Annotated in this window: 22 protein-coding genes; 9 read left to right on the forward strand and 13 right to left on the reverse strand. The window is 66.1% G+C overall.

The features are described 5' to 3' along the window. The first annotated feature begins 184 nt into the window (after nt 1-184). From adh to ACO6VK_RS08055, 4 genes are all read left to right on the forward strand, one after another. On the forward strand, nt 185-1,714 hold the full coding sequence (gene adh, locus ACO6VK_RS08040) for an aldehyde dehydrogenase (protein ID WP_422506368.1): 1,530 nt from the start codon (nt 185-187) through the stop codon (nt 1,712-1,714). 85 nt (nt 1,715-1,799) lie between these two features. After that, on the forward strand, nt 1,800-2,828 hold the full coding sequence (gene adhP, locus ACO6VK_RS08045) for an alcohol dehydrogenase AdhP (protein ID WP_017356805.1): 1,029 nt from the start codon (nt 1,800-1,802) through the stop codon (nt 2,826-2,828). A 110-nt stretch (nt 2,829-2,938) separates the two neighbouring features. Further along, nucleotides 2,939-3,316, forward strand: a complete 378-nt coding sequence (locus ACO6VK_RS08050) for a DUF779 domain-containing protein (protein ID WP_422506369.1) — start codon at nt 2,939-2,941, stop codon at nt 3,314-3,316. Between the two features lie 51 nt (nt 3,317-3,367). After that, entirely contained in the window at nt 3,368-3,754 is a 387-nt protein-coding gene (locus ACO6VK_RS08055; protein WP_422506370.1) for a hypothetical protein, read from the forward strand. Between the two features lie 16 nt (nt 3,755-3,770). Here the strand turns inward: ACO6VK_RS08055 and ligD are convergent, their stop codons facing one another. The 3 genes from ligD to ACO6VK_RS08070 form a co-directional block, all read right to left on the reverse strand. Next, the gene (gene ligD / locus ACO6VK_RS08060) at nt 3,771-6,221 is read right to left on the reverse strand and encodes a DNA ligase D (RefSeq protein ID WP_422506371.1); all 2,451 of its coding nucleotides are present in this window, start codon (nt 6,219-6,221) and stop codon (nt 3,771-3,773) included. A 6-nt stretch (nt 6,222-6,227) separates the two neighbouring features. Next, the gene (locus ACO6VK_RS08065) at nt 6,228-7,163 is read right to left on the reverse strand and encodes a Ku protein (RefSeq protein WP_422506372.1); all 936 of its coding nucleotides are present in this window, start codon (nt 7,161-7,163) and stop codon (nt 6,228-6,230) included. 97 nt (nt 7,164-7,260) lie between these two features. After that, entirely contained in the window at nt 7,261-7,659 is a 399-nt protein-coding gene (locus ACO6VK_RS08070; RefSeq protein ID WP_422506373.1) for a hypothetical protein, read from the reverse strand. Between the two features lie 291 nt (nt 7,660-7,950). Between ACO6VK_RS08070 and ACO6VK_RS08075 the strand changes: the two genes are divergently transcribed. Continuing rightward, nucleotides 7,951-8,148, forward strand: coding sequence for a hypothetical protein (locus ACO6VK_RS08075; protein WP_422506424.1), 198 nt, complete (start codon nt 7,951-7,953; stop codon nt 8,146-8,148). A 7-nt stretch (nt 8,149-8,155) separates the two neighbouring features. Here ACO6VK_RS08075 and ACO6VK_RS08080 read toward each other — a convergent pair whose 3' ends face one another. Beyond that, complete coding sequence (locus tag ACO6VK_RS08080; RefSeq protein ID WP_422506374.1) at nt 8,156-10,270, reverse strand: TonB-dependent receptor family protein; 2,115 nt, start codon at nt 10,268-10,270, stop codon at nt 8,156-8,158. A gap of 175 nt (nt 10,271-10,445) precedes the next feature. Here ACO6VK_RS08080 and ACO6VK_RS08085 point away from each other — a divergent pair, with 175 nt between their 5' ends. Continuing rightward, nucleotides 10,446-11,648, forward strand: coding sequence for an aromatic amino acid transaminase (locus ACO6VK_RS08085; protein WP_422506375.1), 1,203 nt, complete (start codon nt 10,446-10,448; stop codon nt 11,646-11,648). A gap of 93 nt (nt 11,649-11,741) precedes the next feature. Here ACO6VK_RS08085 and ACO6VK_RS08090 read toward each other — a convergent pair whose 3' ends face one another. Further along, a complete protein-coding gene (locus ACO6VK_RS08090) occupies nt 11,742-12,026 on the reverse strand; it encodes a hypothetical protein (protein WP_422506376.1) in 285 nt (94 codons plus the stop codon). A gap of 227 nt (nt 12,027-12,253) precedes the next feature. Here ACO6VK_RS08090 and ACO6VK_RS08095 point away from each other — a divergent pair, with 227 nt between their 5' ends. The 3 genes from ACO6VK_RS08095 to ACO6VK_RS08105 all read left to right on the forward strand — a co-directional run bounded on the left by ACO6VK_RS08095 (nt 12,254) and on the right by ACO6VK_RS08105 (nt 14,739). After that, nucleotides 12,254-13,270, forward strand: a complete 1,017-nt coding sequence (locus tag ACO6VK_RS08095; protein ID WP_422506377.1) for a class 1 fructose-bisphosphatase — start codon at nt 12,254-12,256, stop codon at nt 13,268-13,270. Between the two features lie 121 nt (nt 13,271-13,391). Further along, nucleotides 13,392-14,102: a 2OG-Fe(II) oxygenase gene (locus ACO6VK_RS08100; protein WP_422506378.1), complete on the forward strand. Its 711-nt coding sequence runs from the start codon at nt 13,392-13,394 to the stop codon at nt 14,100-14,102. Between the two features lie 316 nt (nt 14,103-14,418). After that, the gene (locus tag ACO6VK_RS08105) at nt 14,419-14,739 is read left to right on the forward strand and encodes a SymE family type I addiction module toxin (RefSeq protein ID WP_422506379.1); all 321 of its coding nucleotides are present in this window, start codon (nt 14,419-14,421) and stop codon (nt 14,737-14,739) included. Nucleotides 14,740-14,897: 158 nt separating this feature from the next. On the opposite strand, the gene ACO6VK_RS08110 is transcribed toward ACO6VK_RS08105, so the two are convergent. The 8 genes from ACO6VK_RS08110 to ACO6VK_RS08145 form a co-directional block, all read right to left on the reverse strand. Continuing rightward, a complete protein-coding gene (locus tag ACO6VK_RS08110; protein WP_422506380.1) occupies nt 14,898-15,257 on the reverse strand; it encodes a hypothetical protein in 360 nt (119 codons plus the stop codon). A 1,218-nt stretch (nt 15,258-16,475) separates the two neighbouring features. After that, the gene (locus ACO6VK_RS08115; RefSeq protein ID WP_422506381.1) at nt 16,476-16,943 is read right to left on the reverse strand and encodes a hypothetical protein; all 468 of its coding nucleotides are present in this window, start codon (nt 16,941-16,943) and stop codon (nt 16,476-16,478) included. A 93-nt stretch (nt 16,944-17,036) separates the two neighbouring features. After that, on the reverse strand, nt 17,037-17,510 hold the full coding sequence (locus ACO6VK_RS08120) for an ankyrin repeat domain-containing protein (protein ID WP_422506382.1): 474 nt from the start codon (nt 17,508-17,510) through the stop codon (nt 17,037-17,039). A 140-nt stretch (nt 17,511-17,650) separates the two neighbouring features. Further along, on the reverse strand, nt 17,651-18,007 hold the full coding sequence (locus ACO6VK_RS08125; RefSeq protein ID WP_422506383.1) for a hypothetical protein: 357 nt from the start codon (nt 18,005-18,007) through the stop codon (nt 17,651-17,653). Between the two features lie 106 nt (nt 18,008-18,113). After that, nucleotides 18,114-18,515, reverse strand: a complete 402-nt coding sequence (locus tag ACO6VK_RS08130; RefSeq protein WP_422506384.1) for a hypothetical protein — start codon at nt 18,513-18,515, stop codon at nt 18,114-18,116. 71 nt (nt 18,516-18,586) lie between these two features. Further along, entirely contained in the window at nt 18,587-19,678 is a 1,092-nt protein-coding gene (locus ACO6VK_RS08135) for a PA0069 family radical SAM protein (RefSeq protein ID WP_422506385.1), read from the reverse strand. A gap of 216 nt (nt 19,679-19,894) precedes the next feature. Next, complete coding sequence (locus tag ACO6VK_RS08140) at nt 19,895-20,638, reverse strand: pyridoxine 5'-phosphate synthase (RefSeq protein ID WP_422506386.1); 744 nt, start codon at nt 20,636-20,638, stop codon at nt 19,895-19,897. Between the two features lie 4 nt (nt 20,639-20,642). Further along, nucleotides 20,643-20,900 (reverse strand): hypothetical protein, encoded by a 258-nt coding sequence (locus ACO6VK_RS08145; RefSeq protein ID WP_411849335.1) that lies wholly within the window; start codon nt 20,898-20,900, stop codon nt 20,643-20,645. Nucleotides 20,901-20,956: the final 56 nt, after the last annotated feature.

Raw genomic sequence — 20,956 nt, forward strand, 5'->3', positions numbered from 1 at the left:
ACCACAGCCGGCGTTACCACGCAATGACCATGCGTGGTGCAACGCAACATTGGAGTGAGTGTGCATCAGTGTCCGCGCGGCCCCGGCACGTGCCGCAGCGCACCACGTCAAACCTGGCATCGTCCTTGCGGCAGGGGAAGGACCCGAATGGGCCCGTTCCCACCTGTACCCCGGAGATCCACCGATGAATGCCGTCACGTCCGCCAAGCCGCACGCCACCGACCCGCAGTCCATCTTCAAGCCGCGCTACGGCAACTACATCGGCGGGGAATGGGTCGCCCCGCGCAGCGGCCAGTACTTCGAGAACACCACCCCGGTCACCGGCAAGGTATTCACCGAAGTGGCGCGCTCCAATGCCGAGGACATCGAGGCCGCCCTCGACGCCGCCCATGCCGCCAAACGCGGCTGGGCCGAGACCTCCACCACCGCGCGCGCCAACATCCTCAACCGGATCGCCGACCGCATCGAGGAGAACCTGGAGCTGCTCGCCCACGCCGAGACCTGGGACAACGGCAAGCCGATCCGCGAAACCCTCAACGCCGACATTCCGCTGATGGCCGACCACTTCCGCTACTTCGCCGGCGCGGTGCGCGCGCAGGAAGGCAGCCTGTCGGAGATCGACAAAGACACCATCGCCTACCACTTCCACGAGCCGCTGGGCGTGGTCGGGCAGATCATCCCGTGGAACTTCCCGATGCTGATGGCCGCCTGGAAGCTGGCCCCGGCGCTGGCGGCCGGCAACTGCGTGGTGCTCAAGCCGGCCGAGCAGACCCCGGCGTCGATCCTGGTGCTGATGGAGGTGATCGGCGACCTGCTGCCCAAGGGCGTGCTCAACGTGGTCAACGGCTTCGGTGTGGAAGCCGGCAAGCCGCTGGCGTCCAACCCGCGCATCGCCAAGATCGCCTTCACCGGCGAGACCACCACCGGCCGGCTGATCATGCAGTACGCCAGCCAGAACCTGATTCCGGTAACGCTGGAGCTGGGCGGCAAATCGCCGAACATCTTCTTCGCCGACGTGATGGCCGAGGACGACGACTTCCTCGACAAGGCGGTGGAAGGCTTCGTGCTGTTCGCCTTCAACCAGGGCGAGGTGTGTACCTGCCCCTCGCGCGCGCTGATCCAGGAATCGATCTACGAGGAATTCATGGCGCGCGCGCTCAAGCGCGTGGCCGCGATCAAACAGGGCAACCCGCTGGACCCCAATACGATGGTCGGCGCGCAGGCGTCCTCCGAACAGCTGGAGAAGATCCTGTCCTACTTCGACATCGGCCGCCAGGAAGGCGCCGAGGTGCTGATCGGTGGCGAACAGGCCCACCTCGACGGCGATCTCGCCGGTGGCTTCTACGTGAAGCCCACTGTGTTCAAGGGCCACAACAGGATGCGCGTGTTCCAGGAGGAAATCTTCGGGCCGGTGGTGTCGGTGACCACCTTCAAGACCGAGGAAGAAGCACTGGAGATCGCCAATGACACGCTGTACGGCCTCGGTGCCGGTGTATGGAGTCGCGATGCGTCGCGCCTGTACCGGATGGGGCGCGGCATCCAGGCCGGCCGGGTCTGGACCAACTGCTACCACGCCTATCCGGCGCACGCTGCGTTCGGTGGCTACAAGCAGTCGGGCATCGGCCGCGAGAACCACAAGATGATGCTCGACCACTACCAGCAGACCAAGAACCTGCTGGTCAGCTACTCGCCGAAGAAGCTCGGTTTCTTCTGAGCCCGCGCGGGCTTGATCACGATCAAGGCGTCGGCCGGAGGTCGACGCCACTGTGTCGTTCCTGGCAATCCACGGAGATCCACGCATGAACAAGACCATGAAGGCCGCCGTTGTCCGCGAATTCGGCAAGCCGCTGCGCATCGAGGAAGTCCAGGTGCCGCGCCCCGGTGCGGGCGACATCCTGGTGAAGATCGAAGCGTGTGGCGTCTGCCATACCGACCTGCACGCGGTGGATGGCGACTGGCCGGTGAAGCCCAATCCGCCCTTCATTCCCGGCCATGAGGGCGTAGGCCACGTGGTCGCCGTCGGCGCCGGCGTCAGCCACGTCAAGGAAGGCGACCGCGTCGGCATCCCGTGGCTGTACTCGGCGTGCGGCTACTGCGAGCACTGCCTGGGCGGCTGGGAAACGCTGTGCGAGAGCCAGCAGAACACCGGCTATTCGGTCAACGGCGGGTTCGCCGAGTACGCGCTGGCCAATGCCGGCTATGTGGGCCATCTGCCGAAGAACGTCGGCTTCATCGAGGTGGCGCCGATCCTGTGCGCCGGCGTCACCGTCTACAAGGGCCTGAAGGTCACCGACACCAAGCCGGGGCAGTGGGTGGTGATTTCCGGCGTGGGCGGGTTGGGCCACATGGCCGTGCAGTACGCCAAGGCGATGGGGTTGAACGTGGCCGCCGTGGATATCGACGATGACAAGCTCGCCTTGGCCGAACGCCTGGGCGCGACGATCACCGTCAACGCGCGCACCACCGACCCGGCCGCCTTCCTGAAGAAGGAAATCGGCGGTGCACATGGCGCGCTGGTGACCGCGGTGTCGCCGATCGCGTTCGAGCAGGCGCTGGGCATGGTCCGTCGCGGCGGCACCGTCTCGCTCAACGGCCTGCCGCCGGGCAACTTCCCGCTGGACATCTTCGGCATGGTGCTCAACGGCATCACCGTGCGCGGCTCGATCGTGGGCACCCGCCTGGACCTGCAGGAATCGCTGGAGTTCGCCGAGCAGGGCAAGGTGGCCGCCACGGTCACCAGCGATTCGCTGGAGAACATCAACGACATCTTCGCGCGCATGCACGCCGGCAAGATCGAAGGCCGCGTGGTGCTGGACATGAGCGCGTAACCGGCTGGGCGTTGTCGTCCTGCGTCGCTTCCCCTCTCCCGGCGGCAGCAGGACGGCAACGCCGCTGTTGGTAGTGCCGGCCGCTGGCCGGCTCCCAGGACCCCAGACCCATGCCCGACCTCCCGCTCCAGGTCATCGCCACCCTCCCGGCCCTGCAGCTGATCGAGACGCTGCGCGCGCGCCACGGCGAGCTGCTGTTCCACCAGTCCGGCGGCTGCTGCGACGGCTCCTCGCCAATGTGCTTTGCCCAGGGCGACTTCATCGTCGGCGACCGCGATGTGCAGCTGGGCGAGATCGGCGGCGCGCCGTTCTACATCAGCCCATCGCAGTTCGCGTACTGGAAACACACCCAGCTGATCATCGACGTGGTGCCTGGCCGCGGCGGCATGTTCTCGCTGGAGAACGGCGAGGGCGTGCGCTTCCTGGTGCGCTCGCGGCTGTTCAGCGATGCCGAGTTCGCCCAGTTGCAGGCCGCCGGCAAAGCCTGAGCCCGCCGCGCGGGCCATAATGGCCGCGTCTTCCTCTGCCATTGAATGCCCATGTCTGCGTTGTCGCTCGCCAAAACCGGGGTGTTGTCCGTGCTGTCGGTGGTGGTGGCGCTGTTCGTGCTGGGCATGGTCGCCGGTGCCGGCGGCTGGGTGGCACCGTGGGTCGGCCTGTCCGACAGCAGCCCGCTGCGGCTGGCCTGGGACCTCGGCTGGACCGTCCTCGGTGGCGTGGCGGCCATCGCCTTCGCCAGCCGCTATGCGCCGGCCTGGCCGTACGTGCACGGCGGGGTGGTGTGGGCGGTGATCGCGTCCGCCTCGGTGTATGCCGTCTGGAGCCTGGGCAGCGACTATCCCTTCTGGTTCGTGCTGACCCTGCTGGTCTCGCTGCCGTTCCAGGCCATCGGCGCCTGGCTGGGCGCGCGCTACCGGCCGCGCTGAGCGGTGCCGGCCCGGCTCATGCGCCGGGCAGCACCTGCTTGACCCTGTCGATGCCCTCCCACGGGTCCTGCTTCAGCCGCTGCGCGCGTTGCAGGGCCTTGGCCAGCGGGAAGGCATCCGGGGCGCTGACGCGGCCCAGTTCTTCCCAGCGCAGCGGTACCGCCACACCCGCCGCAGGCCGCGCCCGCAGCGACCACGAGCACACGCTGGTGGCACCGCGCGCATTGCGCAGCCAGTCGATGAAGATCACCCCGGTGCGCTTGGCCTTGCTCATGGTGGCCACGTAGCGCTCCGGCGCGTGTTCGGCCATCGCCTGCGCGAACGCCTCGCAGAAGTCCTTGGCCTGCGCCCAGTCCGCCGTGGGCTGCAGCGGCACCACCACGTGCACGCCCTTGCCGCCGGACAGCCGCACGAAGCTCTGCAACCCGGTGTCCTGCAGCCGGTCACGCACCTCGCGTGCGGCTGCCTTCACCTGCGGCCAGCCCACGCCCTCGCCCGGGTCCAGGTCGAACACCAGCCGGTCCGGGTGTTCCGGATCGGCCACGGTGGCGCCCCAGGGATGCAGCTCCAGGGTGTTCATCTGCACCAGCTGCAGCAGCCCCTGCACGTCCTCGATGTACAGGTAGTCCTCGCGCCCGCTCTTCTGCTCCAGCGGGATGGCCTTCACCGCATCGCCCAGGCCGGTGCCGTGGTGCTTCTGGAAGAAGCACGGTTTGTCCACGCCATCCGGGCAGCGCAGCAGCGACAGCGGCCGGCGCGCCACCTCGGGCAGGATCCAGCGCGCCATCTGCCGGTAGTAGTCGGCCACATCACCCTTGGTGAGCTTCGCCTTGGCAAACACCACCCGCTCGGGATGGCTGATGGTCACCTCGGTATCGTCGGCGCGCACGGCCGTCTCCTTCACGCCCAGGTCGGTGGCCTGCTTGTCCTCGCGCAGCCGCTTGAAACTGGCCTGGCGCAGCAGGCCTTCTTTCGCCCAGCCGCGGAACGCCACTTCGGCTACCAGTGTCGGTTTGACCCAGTGCACGCTGCGCGCCGTGAACGGCACATGCGACGGCAGTTCGACCGCGGCGGTGTCAGTGGCCAATGCCTTGAGCTGCCGATGCAGCGCGGCCAGTCTGGCCTCATCGAAGCCGGTCCCCACGCGCCCCACATAACGCAGCCCGCCCGCGTCGGGCGTCGCCATCAACAGCGAGCCGAAGCCGCTGCGCGCGCCCTTCGGGTCGGTGTAGCCCACCACCAGGAATTCGTCGGTGTTCTCGTGCTTCACCTTCACCCAGCTGGGCGAACGCGCGTTGACATAGGGCGCGTCCACACGCTTGCTGACGATGCCTTCGAAGCCGGCCTCACCGCTGGCGGCAAACACTGCCGGGCCGTGGTCGCGTACGTGATCGCTGTAGGCCAGGGTGCCGGGCGTGTCGCCCAGCAGCGCCTTGATCAGCGCCTTGCGGTCCAGCAGGGGCGCGCGGCGGATGTCCACGCCGGCGATGCCGGGCATATCGAACACCACGTAGCGCAGCGGCTGCCTGGCGGTGCCGTCGATGACCTTCTGCAGCGCGGTGAAGTCGCTGCGCCCCTGCGCGTCCAGCACCACCAGTTCGCCGTCCAGGCGCAGGTCGCGCACCGGCAGGCGTTGGATCGCCTGCACCACCTCGGGAAACTCATCGGTCCAGTTCAGGCCACCACGCGAACGCAGCGACACCACGCCATCGCATACGTCGGCGAGCAACCGGTAGCCGTCCCATTTGATCTCGTGCAGCCAGCCGTCACCGTCCGGCGCGGTAGCGCGATGGTCGGTCAATTGCGGTTTGAAGCCCGGCGGATAGGGCGTATCCCGCGCGCCGTCCAGCGCCAGCGCGCGGGTATGCCAGCGCGCGTCGGCCTTGCGCGCGGCCGGGGCGCGGGCTGGCTTGGGGGCGGCCCGGCGTTTGCCGGCTGCCGGCCGCGGGGGCGCCTTCTCGAGCATGTCGTCGGCCTCCATATCGCGCGCCTGATCATCATCGCGTTTGATCAACAGCCACTGGTGCTGTTTGCCCTTCATCGCGGTGCGTACCAGTTTCCAGCCGCCCTTGAGCCGTTTGCCGTGCAGCACGAAGTCCACCTTGCCGGCAGCGATCGCCTCCAGCGGGTCGCCCTCGCAGGCCCAGGTACCGTGGTCGTACACGTCCACGTGCCCGGCGCCGTAGTGGCCCTCGGGAATATCGCCTTCAAACCCGGCGTAGGACAGCGGGTGATCTTCCACCTCCACCGCCAGGCGCTTCTCGCCGACGCGCAGCGACGGGCCCTTGGGCACGGCCCAGCTCTTGAGGACGCCGTCGGCTTCCAGGCGGAAATCGTAGTGCCGCGAGCTCGCATGGTGCAGCTGCACGACGAAGATCGGCCGCCGCGCCGGCGCGCCACGGCGCTCGGCATCCGGTTCGGGGGTGCCATCGAACCGGCGTTTGCGGCGGTACTCCTGCAGCGACATGGGCGATCAGCCGGCCTTGCGCGAGGTGCTGCGCGTGGCGGTCTTCGTGGTGGCCTTCTTGGCAGCGGCTTTTTTCACGGCCGCTTTTTTCGCGGCCGCTTTTTTGGGTGCCGCAGTCACCGCCGTCTTCTTCGGCGGCGTGCGCTTCTTCGCATCCAGGCTCTTCTGCAGCAGCGACATGAAGTCGACCACGTTGGTCGCATCGTCCTCGCGCGGTGCCGGTTCCTCTTCCACGCGGGTGGTGCCGCCCTTGGCCTTGATGCGCTTTTTCAGCAGCGTGTGCAGGCGCTCGCGGAATTCATCGTGGTACTCCTCCGGCTGCCAGTCGCCGGACATCGACGCGATGAGCTGCTCGGCCATCGCGGTTTCCTTGCTGTTGATGCGGTAGTCGGCCAGGCTGCCGGTGGGCAGCTTGTAGTCTTCCGGGTCCACCAGTTCCTGCGGGTAGCGCAGGATCATCAGCACCAGCGCATCGCCGTGCGGCATCACCGCGCACAGGTACTCGCGGGTGCGCACCACCACCCGCGCGATACCCACCTTGCCGGTCCTGCGCAGGGTCTCGCGCAGCAGCACGTAGCCTTTTTCGGCCTTCTTGGCCGGTACCAGCAGATAGGGCTTCTCGTAGAAGCGCGGATCGATGCTGGCCGCATCGACGAAGGTCTCCACTTCAACCGCTTCGTGGCTCTCCGGTGCGGCCGAGCGGATGTCCTCTTCTTCAAGCACGACATAGCTGCCCTTGTCGTACTCGTAGGCTTTGACGATGTCCTTCCACGGCACTTCTTCGCCGGTATCGGCGTTGACGCGCTCGAAGCGGATCGGCTTGCGGTCGCGCGAATCCAGCATGCGGAACTGCAGGTCGACCTTGCGCTCGCCGGACATCAGCGACACCGGGACGTTGAGCAACCCGAATGACAGCGTGCCGGTCCAGATCGGTCGGGCCATGACGGCGCCACTCCAGCGGTAGGGGGAGGGCAGCTGTACCGCGCGCGGCGTGAAACGCCCGTGTCCGCGCCGTGCAGGCCGCCTCTACGCAGCCGCGCTACTGCAGCAGGCCGTGCACCGCCGCCGCCGGCATGTGGTCCAGCGCCAGCCACGCGTCCTCCACAATGGCGCGCGCCTGCGGCCAGCCCAGCCGCGATTGCCCGCGCATCTGTTCCCAGTGCTCGGCCAGCTCGCCATCGGTATCGTCGTCGTTGCCACGCGGCCAGTCGGCGTAGTGCGTGGTCAGCGCGAAGGCGTAGGCCGGGTACAGATCGCGCCAGCTGCGGCGGCCCTGTGCACGGCGCTGTTCGTAGTCGTTGCGCATGTACTGCAGGTAATCCTGCGCGACGGCCTGCGGCTCCTCCAGGCGCTCGCGCCGGGCGCGGCGCCCGCTGCGTTCGGGCTGCAGGTAGGCGTTGAACAACGCGGGGACGGCACGACGGTCCAGGCGGGGCATGGCACGACTCCGGCAGCAGCAGGGGCAGGCAGGAATAGCCCCGCCGCCGTTATCCAGCCGTGACAGATCCGTTGCGGGTGTGGCCATTCAGCGCCGGCTTCACGGCAGGTACCCACCGCAGGTGCGTACGCTGCAGGCACCTCTCCCTGGAGACATCCCATGCCACGCGATCCCCTGCGCGACGCCACGACCCCGGTTCCGGGCGAACAGCGCGCCAAGCACGACCTGCAGGACGCCGAGAACCGCGGCGCCGGCATGTCCACCCCGAATGAGGAACCGGACCATCTGCCGGTGCCGGCCAGCTCCTCCCACGGCTACCGCGACCGCAAGGACCCCACCGGCGCGCCCGCGCCGGGCCGCCGCGAGAACGAGGACCAGCGCCGCGAGCGCAAGGAACACGCCAGCGACAACCAGGACGAGGCGCTGGAAGAGACGTTCCCGGCCAGCGACCCGACCTCGCCGTTCGTGCCGGCCAAGGTGCCGCGCTAGCCGCCGCTCACGGCGCCCACTGCCACTGCAGCCCCACGCTGTAGCGGCGGTCCGGCCCGGGCTCGAAGAAGCGCTGGTTGCCATCGTTGACGATCACCGAGCCGATGTAACGCTGGTCCAGCACGTTGTCGATCCGCGCGAACGCGCGCAGCGTGCCCTGCGCGCGCTGCCAGCGGTGCGACGCCTCCAGATTGAGCAGGGCATAGCCGGGCGCGCGCTCGGTGGCCAGGTCGTTGACCACCGTATCGCTGGAGGCCACCACCTCGGCCGCCCACTGCCACGGGCCAGGACGGTACTGCAGGCGCGCGTTCCACTGCTGCTGCGGCACCCCGGGCAGGCGCGAACCCGCCGCCACGGTGCCGGCAGCCAGCGCGTAGGGATCGCGCACGGTCGCGTCGATCCAGGTGTAGGCCAGGGCCAGATCGGCCTGCGCGCCCAGCGGCTGCACGTAGCTGGCTTCCACGCCCTGGCGGCGGGTGCGGCCGATGTTGCGGTAGGTGGCGCGCCCACCGGTGTTGCTGGCCACCGCCAGCTCGTCGTCGGTGTCGGCGCGGAACAGCGCCGTTTCCAGTTGCGCGCCGCTCTGCGCATGCCACTTGGCGCCCACTTCCAGATTGCGGCTGCGCGCCGCCGACAGATCCAGCGCCAGCCCGGCCTGGCCGTCCGCGCGGTAGCCCAGCTCATTGAACGTCGGGGTTTCGAAGCCGCGCCCGGCCGAGGCGTACAGCCGCCATGCCTCGCTGGCGCGGAACACCACGCCGGCTACCGGCGTGGTCGCATCGTAGCGGCGCGACCCGCTGTCGTCGGGGTTGGTGGCGGTGATGTAGTGGTCGTTGGAGCGGAAGCGCACCGTGCTGTGCCGCACCCCCAGCAGCAGCGACCAGCGCGGCGCCCACTGCCACCAGGCCTGGGCGAACTGGTCCACGTTCTCCACCCGGTCGGCCTGGTCGCGCCGCAGGCGGCCCTTGATGCCCAGCGTTTCGCCGACGAAGTTCTCGTAACCTCGTCGATCCTGCCGCTGACGGTCGGCATTGGCACCGATCACCACATCCAGCGGACGGCCGGCCCAGTCGCCGTGCCACGCCCAGCGCGCGTCCACGCCGCCATAGCCACCGTCCAGATCGATCACCCCGCCCGCATGCAGCGGGTTGGCCTGCGGCCCGGGCGGAATGGCCAGGTACTGTTCCACGCTGCGTTGCCCGGCATAGCCCATCGCACGCCAGATATGGGCCCCTTCGGTACGGCTGAACACCAGCCCGGCCTGGGCCTGCCGCGCCGATTTGCGGGTGTTGTACTGGGTGGCCACCGCCGTGGCCTGGCGCGGGTTCGCGCGCACCTGGGCGCGGGTCAGGCCGAGCGGGTCCTGCGCGTCGGGGGCATCGAGGTAGTTCAGCACCAGTGCCAGCTCACCGCCGGCCACCTCGGTGCCCAGCCGGGCGTTCACCGATTCGCGGCGCGCGCGGCTGTGATCGCGCCAGCCGTCGGTGCGGAAGTGATTGGCCGCCACGTTGTAGCGGACCGGCCCCTGCTGCCCGCGCAGCTGCGCGCCGATACTCAGGGTGGCGTCGCTGCCGGTATCCAGGCGTACGCGCCAGGGGTCGCCCGGCGCGCCGTCGGCGCTCCACACCTGCACCACGCCGCCGGACGAGTTGCCGTACAGCGCCGAGAACGGCCCGCGCAGCACCTCCACCCGCTGCGCGCCGAGCAGGCTGGCGTGCGAGAGCTGGCCCTGCCCGTCGGGCATGGTGGCCGGCACGCCGTCCACCAGCACCCGTACCCCGCGCACGCCGAAGGTGGAGCGCGCCCCGAAGCCGCGGATCGACAGCTGGGTGTCCTGCGCGTAGTTCTGGCGGTCGCGGGCCACCACACCGGGAATGCCACCCAAGGCGTCGGCGATCTGCACCTGGGGGCCGGCCGCCGCGTCATCGATCCACACCGTGGTGATCGACGCCGGCAGGTCCACATCGGCCACCTGCTGCACCCGCGCGGCCTGCACCTGCACCGTGGGCAACCGTTGCGCCGGAACAGGGTCCGGCGACGTGTTCTGGGTGTGTGCCAGGTTCGGCAGCAGCGCGGCCGAAAACAGCGCCAATCGGCGGGCAGACGGGGTGAAACGACGCATGCGGGTGGGTGTCCTCAGAATTCGGGCGTGCCACACGCAATGGTACGGAAACGAACGTGACGGCGGCCGCCGCGCCCTCGGCGCGGCTTTGTTACGATGGGTCGGTTTTGGCTGATTCTGCCGCAACCTGCGTCGCGCCATCCTCCCCCCTTCCGTCATCCGAATGAGTACCGCCGTGTCCTTCTTTGCAAATGTGGAACTGGTCCCAGGCGACCCGATCCTGGGCCTGACCGAGGCATACAACGCCGACAGCCGTCCGACCAAGGTCAACCTGGGTGTGGGCATCTACTACGACGAGGGCGGCCGCATTCCGCTGCTCCGCGCCGTCAAGCAGATCGAGCAGCAGCTGGCCAGCGAGGCCAAACCGCGCGGCTACCTGCCGATCGACGGTCTGCCCGCCTACAACCAGGCCACCCGCGAACTGGTGTTCGGCAAGGACTCGCCGCTGCTGGCCGCCGGCCGCGTGGCCACCTCGCAGACCATCGGCGGCAGCGGTGCGCTGCGCGTCGGCGCAGACCTGCTGCACCGGCTGCTGCCGCACGCCACCATCGCCATCAGCAACCCGAGCTGGGAAAACCACCGCGCGGTGTTCGGCGCGGCCGGCTTCGAGGTCGTGGAATACAGCTACTTCGACCCGGCCACCCACGGCGTGGACTTCGACGCCATGCTCGCCGACCTGGCCAAGCTGCAGCCGGGCACCGTGGTGCTGCTGCATGCCTGCTGCCACAACCCGACCGGTGCCGACCTCACCGTCGCGCAGTGGAAGCAGGTGGCCGAGCTGCTGAAGGACCGCCAGCTGTTCCCGTTCATCGACATGGCCTACCAGGGCTTCGACAAGGGCATCAGCGAAGACGGCGCCGCCGTGCGCATCATCGCCGAGGCCGGCATCGACAGCTTCGTGGTCGCCAACTCGTACTCCAAGTCGTTCTCGCTGTACGGCGAGCGCATCGGCGCGCTGTCGGTGGTGGCACCGGATGCGAACGCGGCCAAGGCCGTGCAGTCGCAGGTCAAGCGCATCATCCGCACCATCTACTCCAGCCCGTCCAACCACGGCGCGGCACTGGTGTCCGGCGTGCTCAACAGCGTTGAACTGCGCCAGGTGTGGGAAGCGGAACTGACCGAGATGCGCGAGCGCATCCACGCCCTGCGCCACGGCCTGGTGGAAAACCTGGTTGCCGCCGGTGCGCCGGAGTTCGCCTTCATCAACGACCAGGCCGGCATGTTCTCCTACTCCGGCCTGAGCCGCCCGCAGGTAGACCGCCTGCGCGACGAGTTCGGCATCTACGCCGTCGGCACCGGCCGCATCTGCGTGGCCGCGCTGAACCAGGGCAACCTGGCGTACGTGGCCAAGGCCGTGGCGACGGTCGCCAAGGGCTGAACAGCTGCGCCCCTGCGATGAAAAACGGCCGCCCCAGGGCGGCCGTTTTTTTTGGTCGGGCTGCGTTACAGCGGTGGCTGAGCCGACCGTGCGCTACTCAGTCGCGTGATCACGCGCACGCGAACGGTCCATATCCATGTAGTGGGAAATGAATAGTGCCGCCACCAGGCCGCCGATCATCAGGTATACATAGCCGTCGATCGATTCAGGGTACCGCTGGCAGATCTGCATGTCTCCGGACTCGATGGCTATGGTCATGCAGGATCTCAGCAGCGTGTAGCTGTTCGACACCTTCAGCAGCGCATAGAGTGCGGCACCGATGCAGATCAGCCTCGGCACATAAAGAAGTTTCTGCAGGGTCGTTGGCTTCAGGGTCATTCACGGTACTCGACGAGGATGTGTGCGTTGTTCAGCCTGAGCGGCTTTTCGCATACATCAAACGCAATGTCTACCTCCGCCAGCGATGCGCGTAGCGGGTGCGGTCGTCGTCGTTTGGCAGGGACAGGCGCCAGCGCGCGCTGGAAACGGTTACCCCCGTGGCTGCCTCGTAATGCCGCCACCAACGGGCCACAATACGGCCCCCAAATGTCTGTGGCAGCCATTCCATGTCCCGTACGTCGCTTACCCGGTACCTGATCGAAGAGCAGCACGCCGGCCGCATCAACGCCGACCTGCGCCAGCTGATCGCCGTCGTCGCCCGCGCCTGCACCAGCATCTCCATCGCGGTCAGCAAGGGCGCCCTGGGCGGCGTGCTGGGCGAAGCCGGCACCGGCAACGTGCAGGGCGAAGCGCAGAAGAAGCTGGACGTGATCAGCAACGAGATCCTGCTCGAAGCCAACGCCTGGGGCGGCCACCTCGCCGCGTGCGCGTCCGAAGAAATGGACCACTGCCAGCCGGTGCCGGATACCTACCCGCGCGGCGACTTCCTGCTGCTGTTCGATCCCCTCGATGGCAGCTCCAACATCGACGTCAACGTGTCGGTCGGCACCATCTTCTCGGTGCTGCGCTGCCCGCCGGGCACCGAGCAGCCCAACGATGCCAGCTTCCTGCAGCCGGGCACCGCCCAGGTCGCGGCCGGCTACTGCATCTACGGGCCGAGCACGCAGATGGTGCTCACCGTGGGCCACGGCACGCATGCCTTCACCCTGGACCGCGAGAAGGGCGAGTTCGTGCTGACCACGCCGGACATGCAGATCCCGGCGGACACCCAGGAGTTTGCGATCAACATGTCCAACCAGCGCCACTGGGAAGCGCCGATGCAGGGCTACGTGCAGGACCTGCTCGCCGGCAAGGACGGCGCGCGCGGCAAGAACTTCAACATGCGCTGGATCGCCAGCATGGTCGCCGACGTGCACCGCATCCTGACCCGCGGCGGCATCTTCATCTACCCGTGGGACCGCAAGGACCCGTCCAAGGCCGGCAAGCTGCGCCTGATGTACGAGGCCAACCCGATGGGCCTGCTGGTTGAACAGGCCGGCGGCGCCGCCACCACCGGCCGCGAGCGCATCCTCGACATCCAGCCCGACCAGCTGCACCAGCGCGTGCCGGTGTTCCTCGGCTCGCGCAACGAAGTAGCCGAAGCCACCCGTTACCACCGCGACCACGACGCCGCGCAAGGCTGAGCCGTCGCCCGGGACCGGCGCATTGCCGGTCCCGTGGCACAGCAGAAAACCAACGTGGCAACGGCGTGACATCGGCCATCGCAGCGGTCACCATCGGGGCATCGCGCCCACGGAAGACCCCATGACCGCCGACCCGTCGCTGGACTTCATCGAAGTAATCCACAACGCCATCCCCGCCGAATCCTGCGCGGCAATCCTGGCCCGGATGCGAACCAGTGCGCAGTTGAAGCCCGGTGAAGTGGGCAGCGGAATCTACCCGGAACTCAAGCACAGCAAGGATCTTCGGATCAGCGGCGATCCGGCGTGGGCGCAGGTTGAAATGCAGCTGCAACAGGCCGTGTTTGCCGGCGTGATGAGTTATCTACGCCGTTATCCACAGGCCTTGATCTCGCCGCTGATGCTGCAGGTCCACGACAGCGCCGGCCAGCCGCGCCGTCTGGCGGCCGAGGATTTCGCCACGATGGACGCCGACACGCTGTCCAACCTGGCCCGCACCTGCCTGCGCCCCGGTGCCATCAACCTGCAATGGTATGCGGCAGGCGAGGGCGGCTACCCCTATTGGCACTGCGAGCTGTACCCGCGCGACCCGGCTGCCGAGACGCTGCACCGCCACCTGCTGTGGACGCTGTATCTCAACGACGACTTCGAGCAGGGCGAAACCGAGTTCCTGTTCCAGGACCGCAAGATCGCGCCGCGCACCGGCAGCCTGCTGATCGCACCGACAGCATTTACCCACACGCATCGCGGCAACCGTCCGCAGGGTGGCGACAAGTTCATCGCCACCAGCTGGATCCTGTTCCAGAGCGCGGAGAAGCTGTACGGCGGCGGGTGAGATCTGCGGGCCAGTTCCCATAAACGCCCGGGATGCGGGGCGGGACCGCGCTGATGGCGACATCCGGTAGGCGCCACCTACTCAAGCTGAAAGTTCAACAGAAACAATCGACTTCGTTTCTTCTGCACCACTCGGCATGGTGGTCAACGGAGCGCAAAAACTCCACAAGAACCAAAATTATGGATGCCCCATGTCGGGAGGGTGGCTAATACAACACCCTCATGGGGGAATACGCCCGCCGTTCGGTTCTTGCGGTTTTTGACCTCCCGACGCCCTCGCCCTCACCGGCGAGGGCCCTTCCGCATTGGAGGCAATCATGAAAACCAACCCCATCAAACCGCCCGAAGGCGCATCCACCTCGCGCAGGCAGCCGCACGCGCCCCGCAGCATCCACAACGTGCGTGCGCTGCCACAAGTGGGGCCCGAGGACCGCGACGCGTTCGGTCCCATTCCCTTCGTCATGCTGCGTGGCGCCTGGCTGCGCGCGCTGGGTTTCGAGGTAGGCGTGCAGGTAAGGATCGAAGCCATCCCCGGCCAGCTCACCGTCACATCGCTGTGGCAGAACCCACCGCCCGACAGTGCCGCTCCGGCGCCCGCAAAGCCCACGTTGCGATACGCCGAAGTGGAAGATCGGTAGCGCACGCCGGATGCGCTGCAGGCACCCAACGCAGACGGGTTGCCTCAACGCGAGCCAGGTGTTGAGCATGCCGGCACCATCAACTGCAGTAGGTGCCGGCTCGCGCGGCGGTACAGGGCGCGCCACCGCTTCCCCCTGACACAGGCATAGGTCAGCCCCTACATATAAGGACGCACACGCTCAATCGTGTGCGAACACTTCCTGATGATGTACTCGGCGCCTCCGCCTTTCACCGTGCCTCCCGGATACGTCGAGGGCGTGAAACGAATAGTGTAGTGGTCCCCTTCAAGGCTGATCTTTATCTGATAGTTCTCCATGCGAGCAAGAAATCCCTTTAGACCTTCTTGCGACCCCACACGCATCGTCTTAGACAGATCATGATCGAAGTGCTCGTAGGCGACCCTAAGTGCCGAAGAAGCGTCCTCACCACCCCCTCCAACACATGCCTCTTCAGCACTGGCAAATGGGATAGCCCCCATGAGAAGCGCGGCGAAACCAAGACAGTAAGCTTTATGCATCAGCTGTCACTTCCGATGTGGCGCCATCGCCGTTGAACTTCATTGGCTCTGCATCAGCGATGTCCGCGTTTGGGACTCAGAACAGCAACTGTCTGAAGCGCTTTCAGTAGCGTTGCGCGCAGAAGGGACTGAGCATCTTTCTTCTCACTGTTCGGGTCGTGGTTTTAGCCCGTACCGCAGGGGTCTCTCCACCGCAATCTTCACGGTCACGTTCCGTGAGTGCAGGAACATTGGCGGAACCCACACGAAGAGGGTGCTGGCAAGCAACGCTCCGCCCACCCATAGCCAACGCCCGGTCAATGCTCCCGTTATCAGGAATATTCCTACCGGTGCGGCGGCAATCTGGGTATAGAGCAGAAAAAGCACATACTTGATTCCGCAAAATCTGGATTCAAGCGCTACGCCGCAGATCGAGCACGACGTTCGCGTTGTCTTTTCGAGTGATCGAAAAATCGAGAATCCTTGTCCCTCCGCGCGGCAGTGTGGACAAGAGAATCTAAAGGGCGACTTCAGATGCATAGCGCTTCCACGGTCATGGCAGCCACGGCCAGTGCCCCGGAATTGTTGCATGTTGCCTTGAGTGCTGATCCATACATTGCAGGTATTCCTGTTCTCCAGCCCACCGCCGCGCCAAAGCCCTTGGCCACCGCGACCCCAACGGCAGCTCGCCCTGCCACTTGAAGGGCGTGCTTGCTTGCACCTTCCGCTACGGCAGTCAGCGACTGCCCAGGATGTTTGGCCATCTGAGCAGCTGCTTGGGCGGGGTCTTCCAGCCATTGTGTCCTTGTGCCTGATCTATGTTGCGGGCGTGATTGCTTTGGCTCGACTGATCTTCTGCATCACAAGAACTGCGGCCTCAAAAACAACGTACATCCCGCCAAGCACTGCCAGATAAATCCAGCCGCTTGCAAGGGTTGGACCACAGTACCGTCCAGTTAGGCACTTGAAAATTCGTGCAGTGATTTGTACGTCAGCCCATAGGGCTACTGCTGCTATCAACGCAAGGAAGACGAATGATGCCGTTGTTGAGATGGTAAACGACCTGCTTGTAGATAGGCTCCTCAAGGTTTGCCAAGCTCGGAACGGAAGCAAGCCGATCGACGCAAGGCCAACGAAGCCAAACAGGTAAATCAGAAAAGTGAAAGACGATGCGCTCATGGTCCCTTCCTGAACTTGCGTAGCAGAGCCCCAGGGAGCGGAAAGGTCCCGAGGGGGCGTCTAGAGTTCCTTCTTCCACACATGGGAGAACGTGCCGAACTCAATCTCGATCTCGCCAGAGTGATCAAACAGGATTCGGTGCTTGAACCGGCCGGGCGAAACGATTGAGAACTCGTGAACCAACACGTCCGCATGCAGATGTGTATCCGAGTCTATTTCCTTGAAGAGGTACGAAGAGACATCGCCGTACCGCAATGTGGTTTTCCCTTCGAACATCTGATCAATGAAGCTCAGCTCGACGGACGAAACAACATGTGAGAACTCCCCGTCGTACTTCTTGTCAAGAATCGCTGACAGCAGCCTGGCGTCATGGAGTGTATTGGTTCCACTAAGGGCATAGGATTCCCAATCAGTCGAATAGTCTCCAAGCGGCTGCGGCATCAGGTGCGCAACACTTCTGATGTACTCAAAATAGTCGGAGAAATGCCAGGTTGTTCCGTCGAAATGGATTCGATCCAGCTTTAACACGTCGCCTCACATCCAGGATGGTCTGGGATCCTGTCGCAGATTCTTTTGAGCGGGGTTTCGATGGCGCCTACATCTCCGCAGATGGGGCGTCGGCTACATGGGCAATCCAGCCTGTGAGCTTCCCTGCTCAACGAGCATGTTCACAATCCCTTCGTAGTTGTTTTCTCTGGCAACGTCTATAGGCTCACGGCACTTCGCACATTTATGGTGGATGTTGGCACCATGTCGCAACAGCAAGGCGACGATATCCTCATGACCATATTTGGCAGCCCAGTATAGAGGGGAGTTTCCGCCTCCCTCCAGCTTGTTGATGTCAGCTCCTTTTTCGATCAGAAAACTGACAACGCTTACGTTCCCGTCTTTGGCTGCAAATGTCAGCGCCGTCCACCCATCATTGAGATATGCGTCTATTACATCCGGCTTCTTCTCAACGATCGATCTGATTTCGACAAGATCGCCTGAGTTGACGGCCGCGAGCAGATTGTTTTTTGTTCCGTCAGCGTAACAACCAACAGCTCCCACTGCTGCCAGCGCGGCCAGGAGAATGGCGGCAATCTTTCGGTTCATGGGCGTGGATTGACCGGGTTCAGTGTGGAAGGGAGCGCGATTGAGTGCTGCGGGATGGCAGTTTCCGGGCCATCAAGCCCTGCCGCCAGGATTCGGGGTTGAACACGGGGGCTTCTTCGATTTCTCCGACAGCTTGAATCTCAACGGGACGAGCTAATCGCCACCACAATGGCAACCGTCAACGCGACCAGGATCGGCACCATCACCATCAACGCGGCGCGACCGCCTTTGGCCGTTTTCTTCTCGTAGGCAAGCAATGCCTCGGCGTCGAGATAAGCGCGGCCATGCTCGGCGTCCTTGATGATGCCCTGCGCGCGCAGCTGCGTGAGCGTGGATTGCAGTGCCGGCTCCAGCTCGGCAGTGGGCACTGCGCGCTCGGGTGACAGCGCCTGCAGGTCGTTGAAGTGCGCCAGCACCTTGCGCCGTTGCTCCTGGATCACGGCGATGATCGTGGCGTTGACGGCGGTGGTGACCGCCGTGGTGGCACCGATGTTCATGTCACTCTCCTCTGGAACGCCCGTCGTGGGCGACGTGGATGGTTGGTGTGGCCGGGGCACGCGGTCCAATGCACCTGCAGCGGCTGCCCTGCGGTAGGAAGCATGGCTAGTGGTGTCGAACCACTCCGCTCTCACGGGTCCAGATCAGCGCCTGTTCGTCTCCAAACGTCACCTTGTCCACCGTGTCATTCAGGACGACGTCGTAGGCGAATCGCCCCGACTGGCCTTTGCGTGCCGGCACCAGCACCACCCGGACCTGGAGAGTGCGATTGCCTGGCACGCTCTCGATGCGCGCAACGGACAGCGAGCTGTGCATCGCCAGTCCGGCGATGCGCAGTTGCTCGGGCTGGGTCTGCTGGACGTTGAGGAACTGGATATCGTCCAGCTTCAACGTCCGCTCCCCCCAGTAGTCGCTGCATCCCACCATGACGGTTGCGACAACGATCGCGCAGATCCAGTGTGCCCACGTCCGCAACAACGGATGTGCCCGTGATCTTTCGACGGCCATGCGCCTCTCCCTGTGCACGCTGCACCCGCCGGATTATTCGCGCAGGTCCGGCCGGGTGTCCAGCCGCCAACCTAGAACAGCGACCCCTGCGGCGAATCCTCGCGCGGCGGCAACGGGCGCTGGAAGCGGCTGCAGTCCAGGCGCGGCCAGTGGCTGTTCTGCGCATCGAAGCCCAGCCGCCGGCGCGCGAGTTTGAAGCGGTTGGAGAGCAGGTCGGCGTAGACGCCTTCACCGCGCATGCGGGTGCCGAAGGCGCTGTTGTAGTCCTTGCCGCCGCGCAGCTGGTTGATGGTGCTCATCACGTGAGCGGCGCGGTCGGGGTGGTGGGTGTCGAGCCAGTCGCGGAACAGCGGGGCCACTTCCAGCGGCAGGCGCAGCAGCACGTAGCCGGCGGTGGAGGCGCCGGCATCGTGGGCGGCCTCGAGCACGGCCTCCAGCTCGGCGTCGTTGATCCACGGAATCACCGGGGCCACCATCACGCCCACCGGGATGCCGGCCTCGTGCAGCCGCCGCATCGCGCGCAGGCGGGCGTGGGGTGCCGAGGCGCGCGGTTCGAGGCGGGCCGACAGATGCGGGTCCAGCGAGGTGACCGAGAAGTGCACGCTCACCAGGTTCTTCTCGGCCAGCGGCGCGAGCAGGTCGATGTCGCGCTCAACCAGCGCGTTCTTGGTGATCAGCGAGAACGGGTGCTGGGTTTCCAGCATCACCTCGATCAGCTGCCGGGTGAGCTTGAGCTTGCGCTCGATCGGCTGGTAGGCGTCGGTGTTGATGCCGAGCGCGATCGGTTGCGGCACGTAGCCGGGGCGCGAGAACTCCTTGCGCAGCAGCTGGGCGGCGTTGGTCTTGGCGAACAGCTTGGTTTCGAAGTCCAGGCCGGGCGACAGGTTGAGGTAGGCATGCGAGGGCCGCGCGAAGCAGTACGAGCAGCCATGCTCGCAACCGCGGTACGGATTGACCGATTGGCTGAAGCCGACGTCGGGCGACTTGTTGCGGCTGATGATGCTGCGCGCGGTCTCGGCGCGCACTTCGGTGCGCAGGCGCGGCGTGGCGAACTCCTCGCTGTCGTCCGCCTCCCAGCCGTCGTCCACGGCTTCGCTGACGGTGACCTCGAAACGGCCCGCCAGGTGCGTCGTGGAACCTCGGCCTTTGATCGCGATACCCATGATCAAAGGCTAGCCGGGGCGGGTCTCATCGATTGAGACCCGGCCGGGAGGCGGGGGGCTGGCAGCGGGGTACACATGGGTTAGCAGTATTACTAACCACAACCCAAAAGGGAAGCGAAACCCTTGTGCCTGCTGGGTTTGCGGGCCTATGGCGTGGGTTCGTCCCCAACGTTGTCCACAGGCCACGCGGGCGGGTCACGCCACGTCAGTGACGGGTCAGAGCAGGGCCAGGTAGCCCTTCACCGTGGCATCGAGGCCGTCGTAGAGGGCTTCGCTGATCAGCGCATGGCCGATCGAGACTTCCAGCACGTCAGGGACGGCGCGCAGGAAGTCGGCGAGGTTGTCCTGCGACAGGTCGTGCCCGGCGTTGACCCCCAGGCCCACGGCCTGGGCCCGGCGGGCGGCGTCGGCGAACAGGGCCAGCATGGCGGTGGCATCGCCGGCGGCATGCGCGTCGGCGTAAGGGCCGGTGTAGAGCTCGATGCGGTCGGCGCCGATGGCGGCGGCCTGGGCCAGGTCCGGGTTGCCGGCATCAACGAACAGGCTGACCCGGCAGCCGTAGGACTTCAGCGCGGCGATCAGCGGGCGCAGGCGCTCGGCGTCGCGGGCGAAGTCGAAGCCGTGGTCTGAGGTGAGCTGGCCGTCGCCATCGGGCACCAGCGTGGCCTGTGCGGGGCGGGTCTGCTCGCACAGCGGCAGCAGGCCCGGATAGCCCTCGCGCGGCGGGGCGAAGGGATTGCCTTCGATGTTGAACTCGATGCCACGCGCGGTGGTCAGCGCCGACAGCGCCAGCACGTCCTCGGCGTGGATATGGCGGCGGTCCGGGCGCGGGTGCACGGTGATGCCGTGCGCGCCGGCGTCCAGGCAGGCGCGGGCGGCCTGCAGGACATCCGGATCGGTGCCGCCGCGCGAGTTGCGCAGGACGGCGATCTTGTTCACGTTGACGCTGAGCTGGGTCATGGGACTACAAGGGGTCGGAGTCGTCGGTAGCCGGCTGCTGGCGGGCCTGGGCCTGCTCGCGCAACCGGCGCAGTTCGAGGGGGTCGATGAGCTGGCTGGTGTCGCGCTGCAGGCCACCGAAGCGGGCGACATACAGGCCTCGCACCCAGGCCAGCAGGAACAGCAGGGTGCCGGCCAAGGCCAGCATCATCCATCCCATCTGGGATGCCTTGAGCGCGAGGGCGAAGCAGCCCAGCGCGAGCAGCAGAAACAACCAGTACATGTCAGCACTCCCCGTTTGACCCGGCCAGTGTAGCGCCGAGGCCAAGCGTGGTTCCA

The sequence above is a fragment of the Stenotrophomonas sp. GZD-301 genome, from assembly GCF_049310345.1.
In the GTDB taxonomy this organism is placed as follows: Bacteria; Pseudomonadota; Gammaproteobacteria; order Xanthomonadales; family Xanthomonadaceae; genus Stenotrophomonas.

Bases quoted from the DNA above. Each gene is read 5' to 3' on its own strand.
- ACO6VK_RS08130 (WP_422506384.1), bottom strand. From the start codon at position 18,515: ATGGCCGTCGAAAGATCACGGGCACATCCGTTGTTGCGGACGTGGGCA.
- ACO6VK_RS08055 (WP_422506370.1), top strand. From the start codon at position 3,368: ATGTCTGCGTTGTCGCTCGCCAAAACCGGGGTGTTGTCCGTGCTGTCG.
- ACO6VK_RS08135 (WP_422506385.1), bottom strand. From the start codon at position 19,678: ATGGGTATCGCGATCAAAGGCCGAGGTTCCACGACGCACCTGGCGGGC.
- ACO6VK_RS08125 (WP_422506383.1), bottom strand. From the start codon at position 18,007: ATGAACATCGGTGCCACCACGGCGGTCACCACCGCCGTCAACGCCACG.
- ACO6VK_RS08090 (WP_422506376.1), bottom strand. From the start codon at position 12,026: ATGACCCTGAAGCCAACGACCCTGCAGAAACTTCTTTATGTGCCGAGG.
- ACO6VK_RS08105 (WP_422506379.1), top strand. From the start codon at position 14,419: ATGAAAACCAACCCCATCAAACCGCCCGAAGGCGCATCCACCTCGCGC.
- adhP (WP_017356805.1), top strand. From the start codon at position 1,800: ATGAACAAGACCATGAAGGCCGCCGTTGTCCGCGAATTCGGCAAGCCG.
- ACO6VK_RS08065 (WP_422506372.1), bottom strand. From the start codon at position 7,163: ATGGCCCGACCGATCTGGACCGGCACGCTGTCATTCGGGTTGCTCAAC.
- ligD (WP_422506371.1), bottom strand. From the start codon at position 6,221: ATGTCGCTGCAGGAGTACCGCCGCAAACGCCGGTTCGATGGCACCCCC.
- ACO6VK_RS08080 (WP_422506374.1), bottom strand. From the start codon at position 10,270: ATGCGTCGTTTCACCCCGTCTGCCCGCCGATTGGCGCTGTTTTCGGCC.
- ACO6VK_RS08140 (WP_422506386.1), bottom strand. From the start codon at position 20,638: ATGACCCAGCTCAGCGTCAACGTGAACAAGATCGCCGTCCTGCGCAAC.
- ACO6VK_RS08145 (WP_411849335.1), bottom strand. From the start codon at position 20,900: ATGTACTGGTTGTTTCTGCTGCTCGCGCTGGGCTGCTTCGCCCTCGCG.
- ACO6VK_RS08070 (WP_422506373.1), bottom strand. From the start codon at position 7,659: ATGCCCCGCCTGGACCGTCGTGCCGTCCCCGCGTTGTTCAACGCCTAC.
- ACO6VK_RS08095 (WP_422506377.1), top strand. From the start codon at position 12,254: ATGTCCCGTACGTCGCTTACCCGGTACCTGATCGAAGAGCAGCACGCC.
- ACO6VK_RS08050 (WP_422506369.1), top strand. From the start codon at position 2,939: ATGCCCGACCTCCCGCTCCAGGTCATCGCCACCCTCCCGGCCCTGCAG.
- adh (WP_422506368.1), top strand. From the start codon at position 185: ATGAATGCCGTCACGTCCGCCAAGCCGCACGCCACCGACCCGCAGTCC.
- ACO6VK_RS08120 (WP_422506382.1), bottom strand. From the start codon at position 17,510: ATGAACCGAAAGATTGCCGCCATTCTCCTGGCCGCGCTGGCAGCAGTG.
- ACO6VK_RS08100 (WP_422506378.1), top strand. From the start codon at position 13,392: ATGACCGCCGACCCGTCGCTGGACTTCATCGAAGTAATCCACAACGCC.
- ACO6VK_RS08110 (WP_422506380.1), bottom strand. From the start codon at position 15,257: ATGCATAAAGCTTACTGTCTTGGTTTCGCCGCGCTTCTCATGGGGGCT.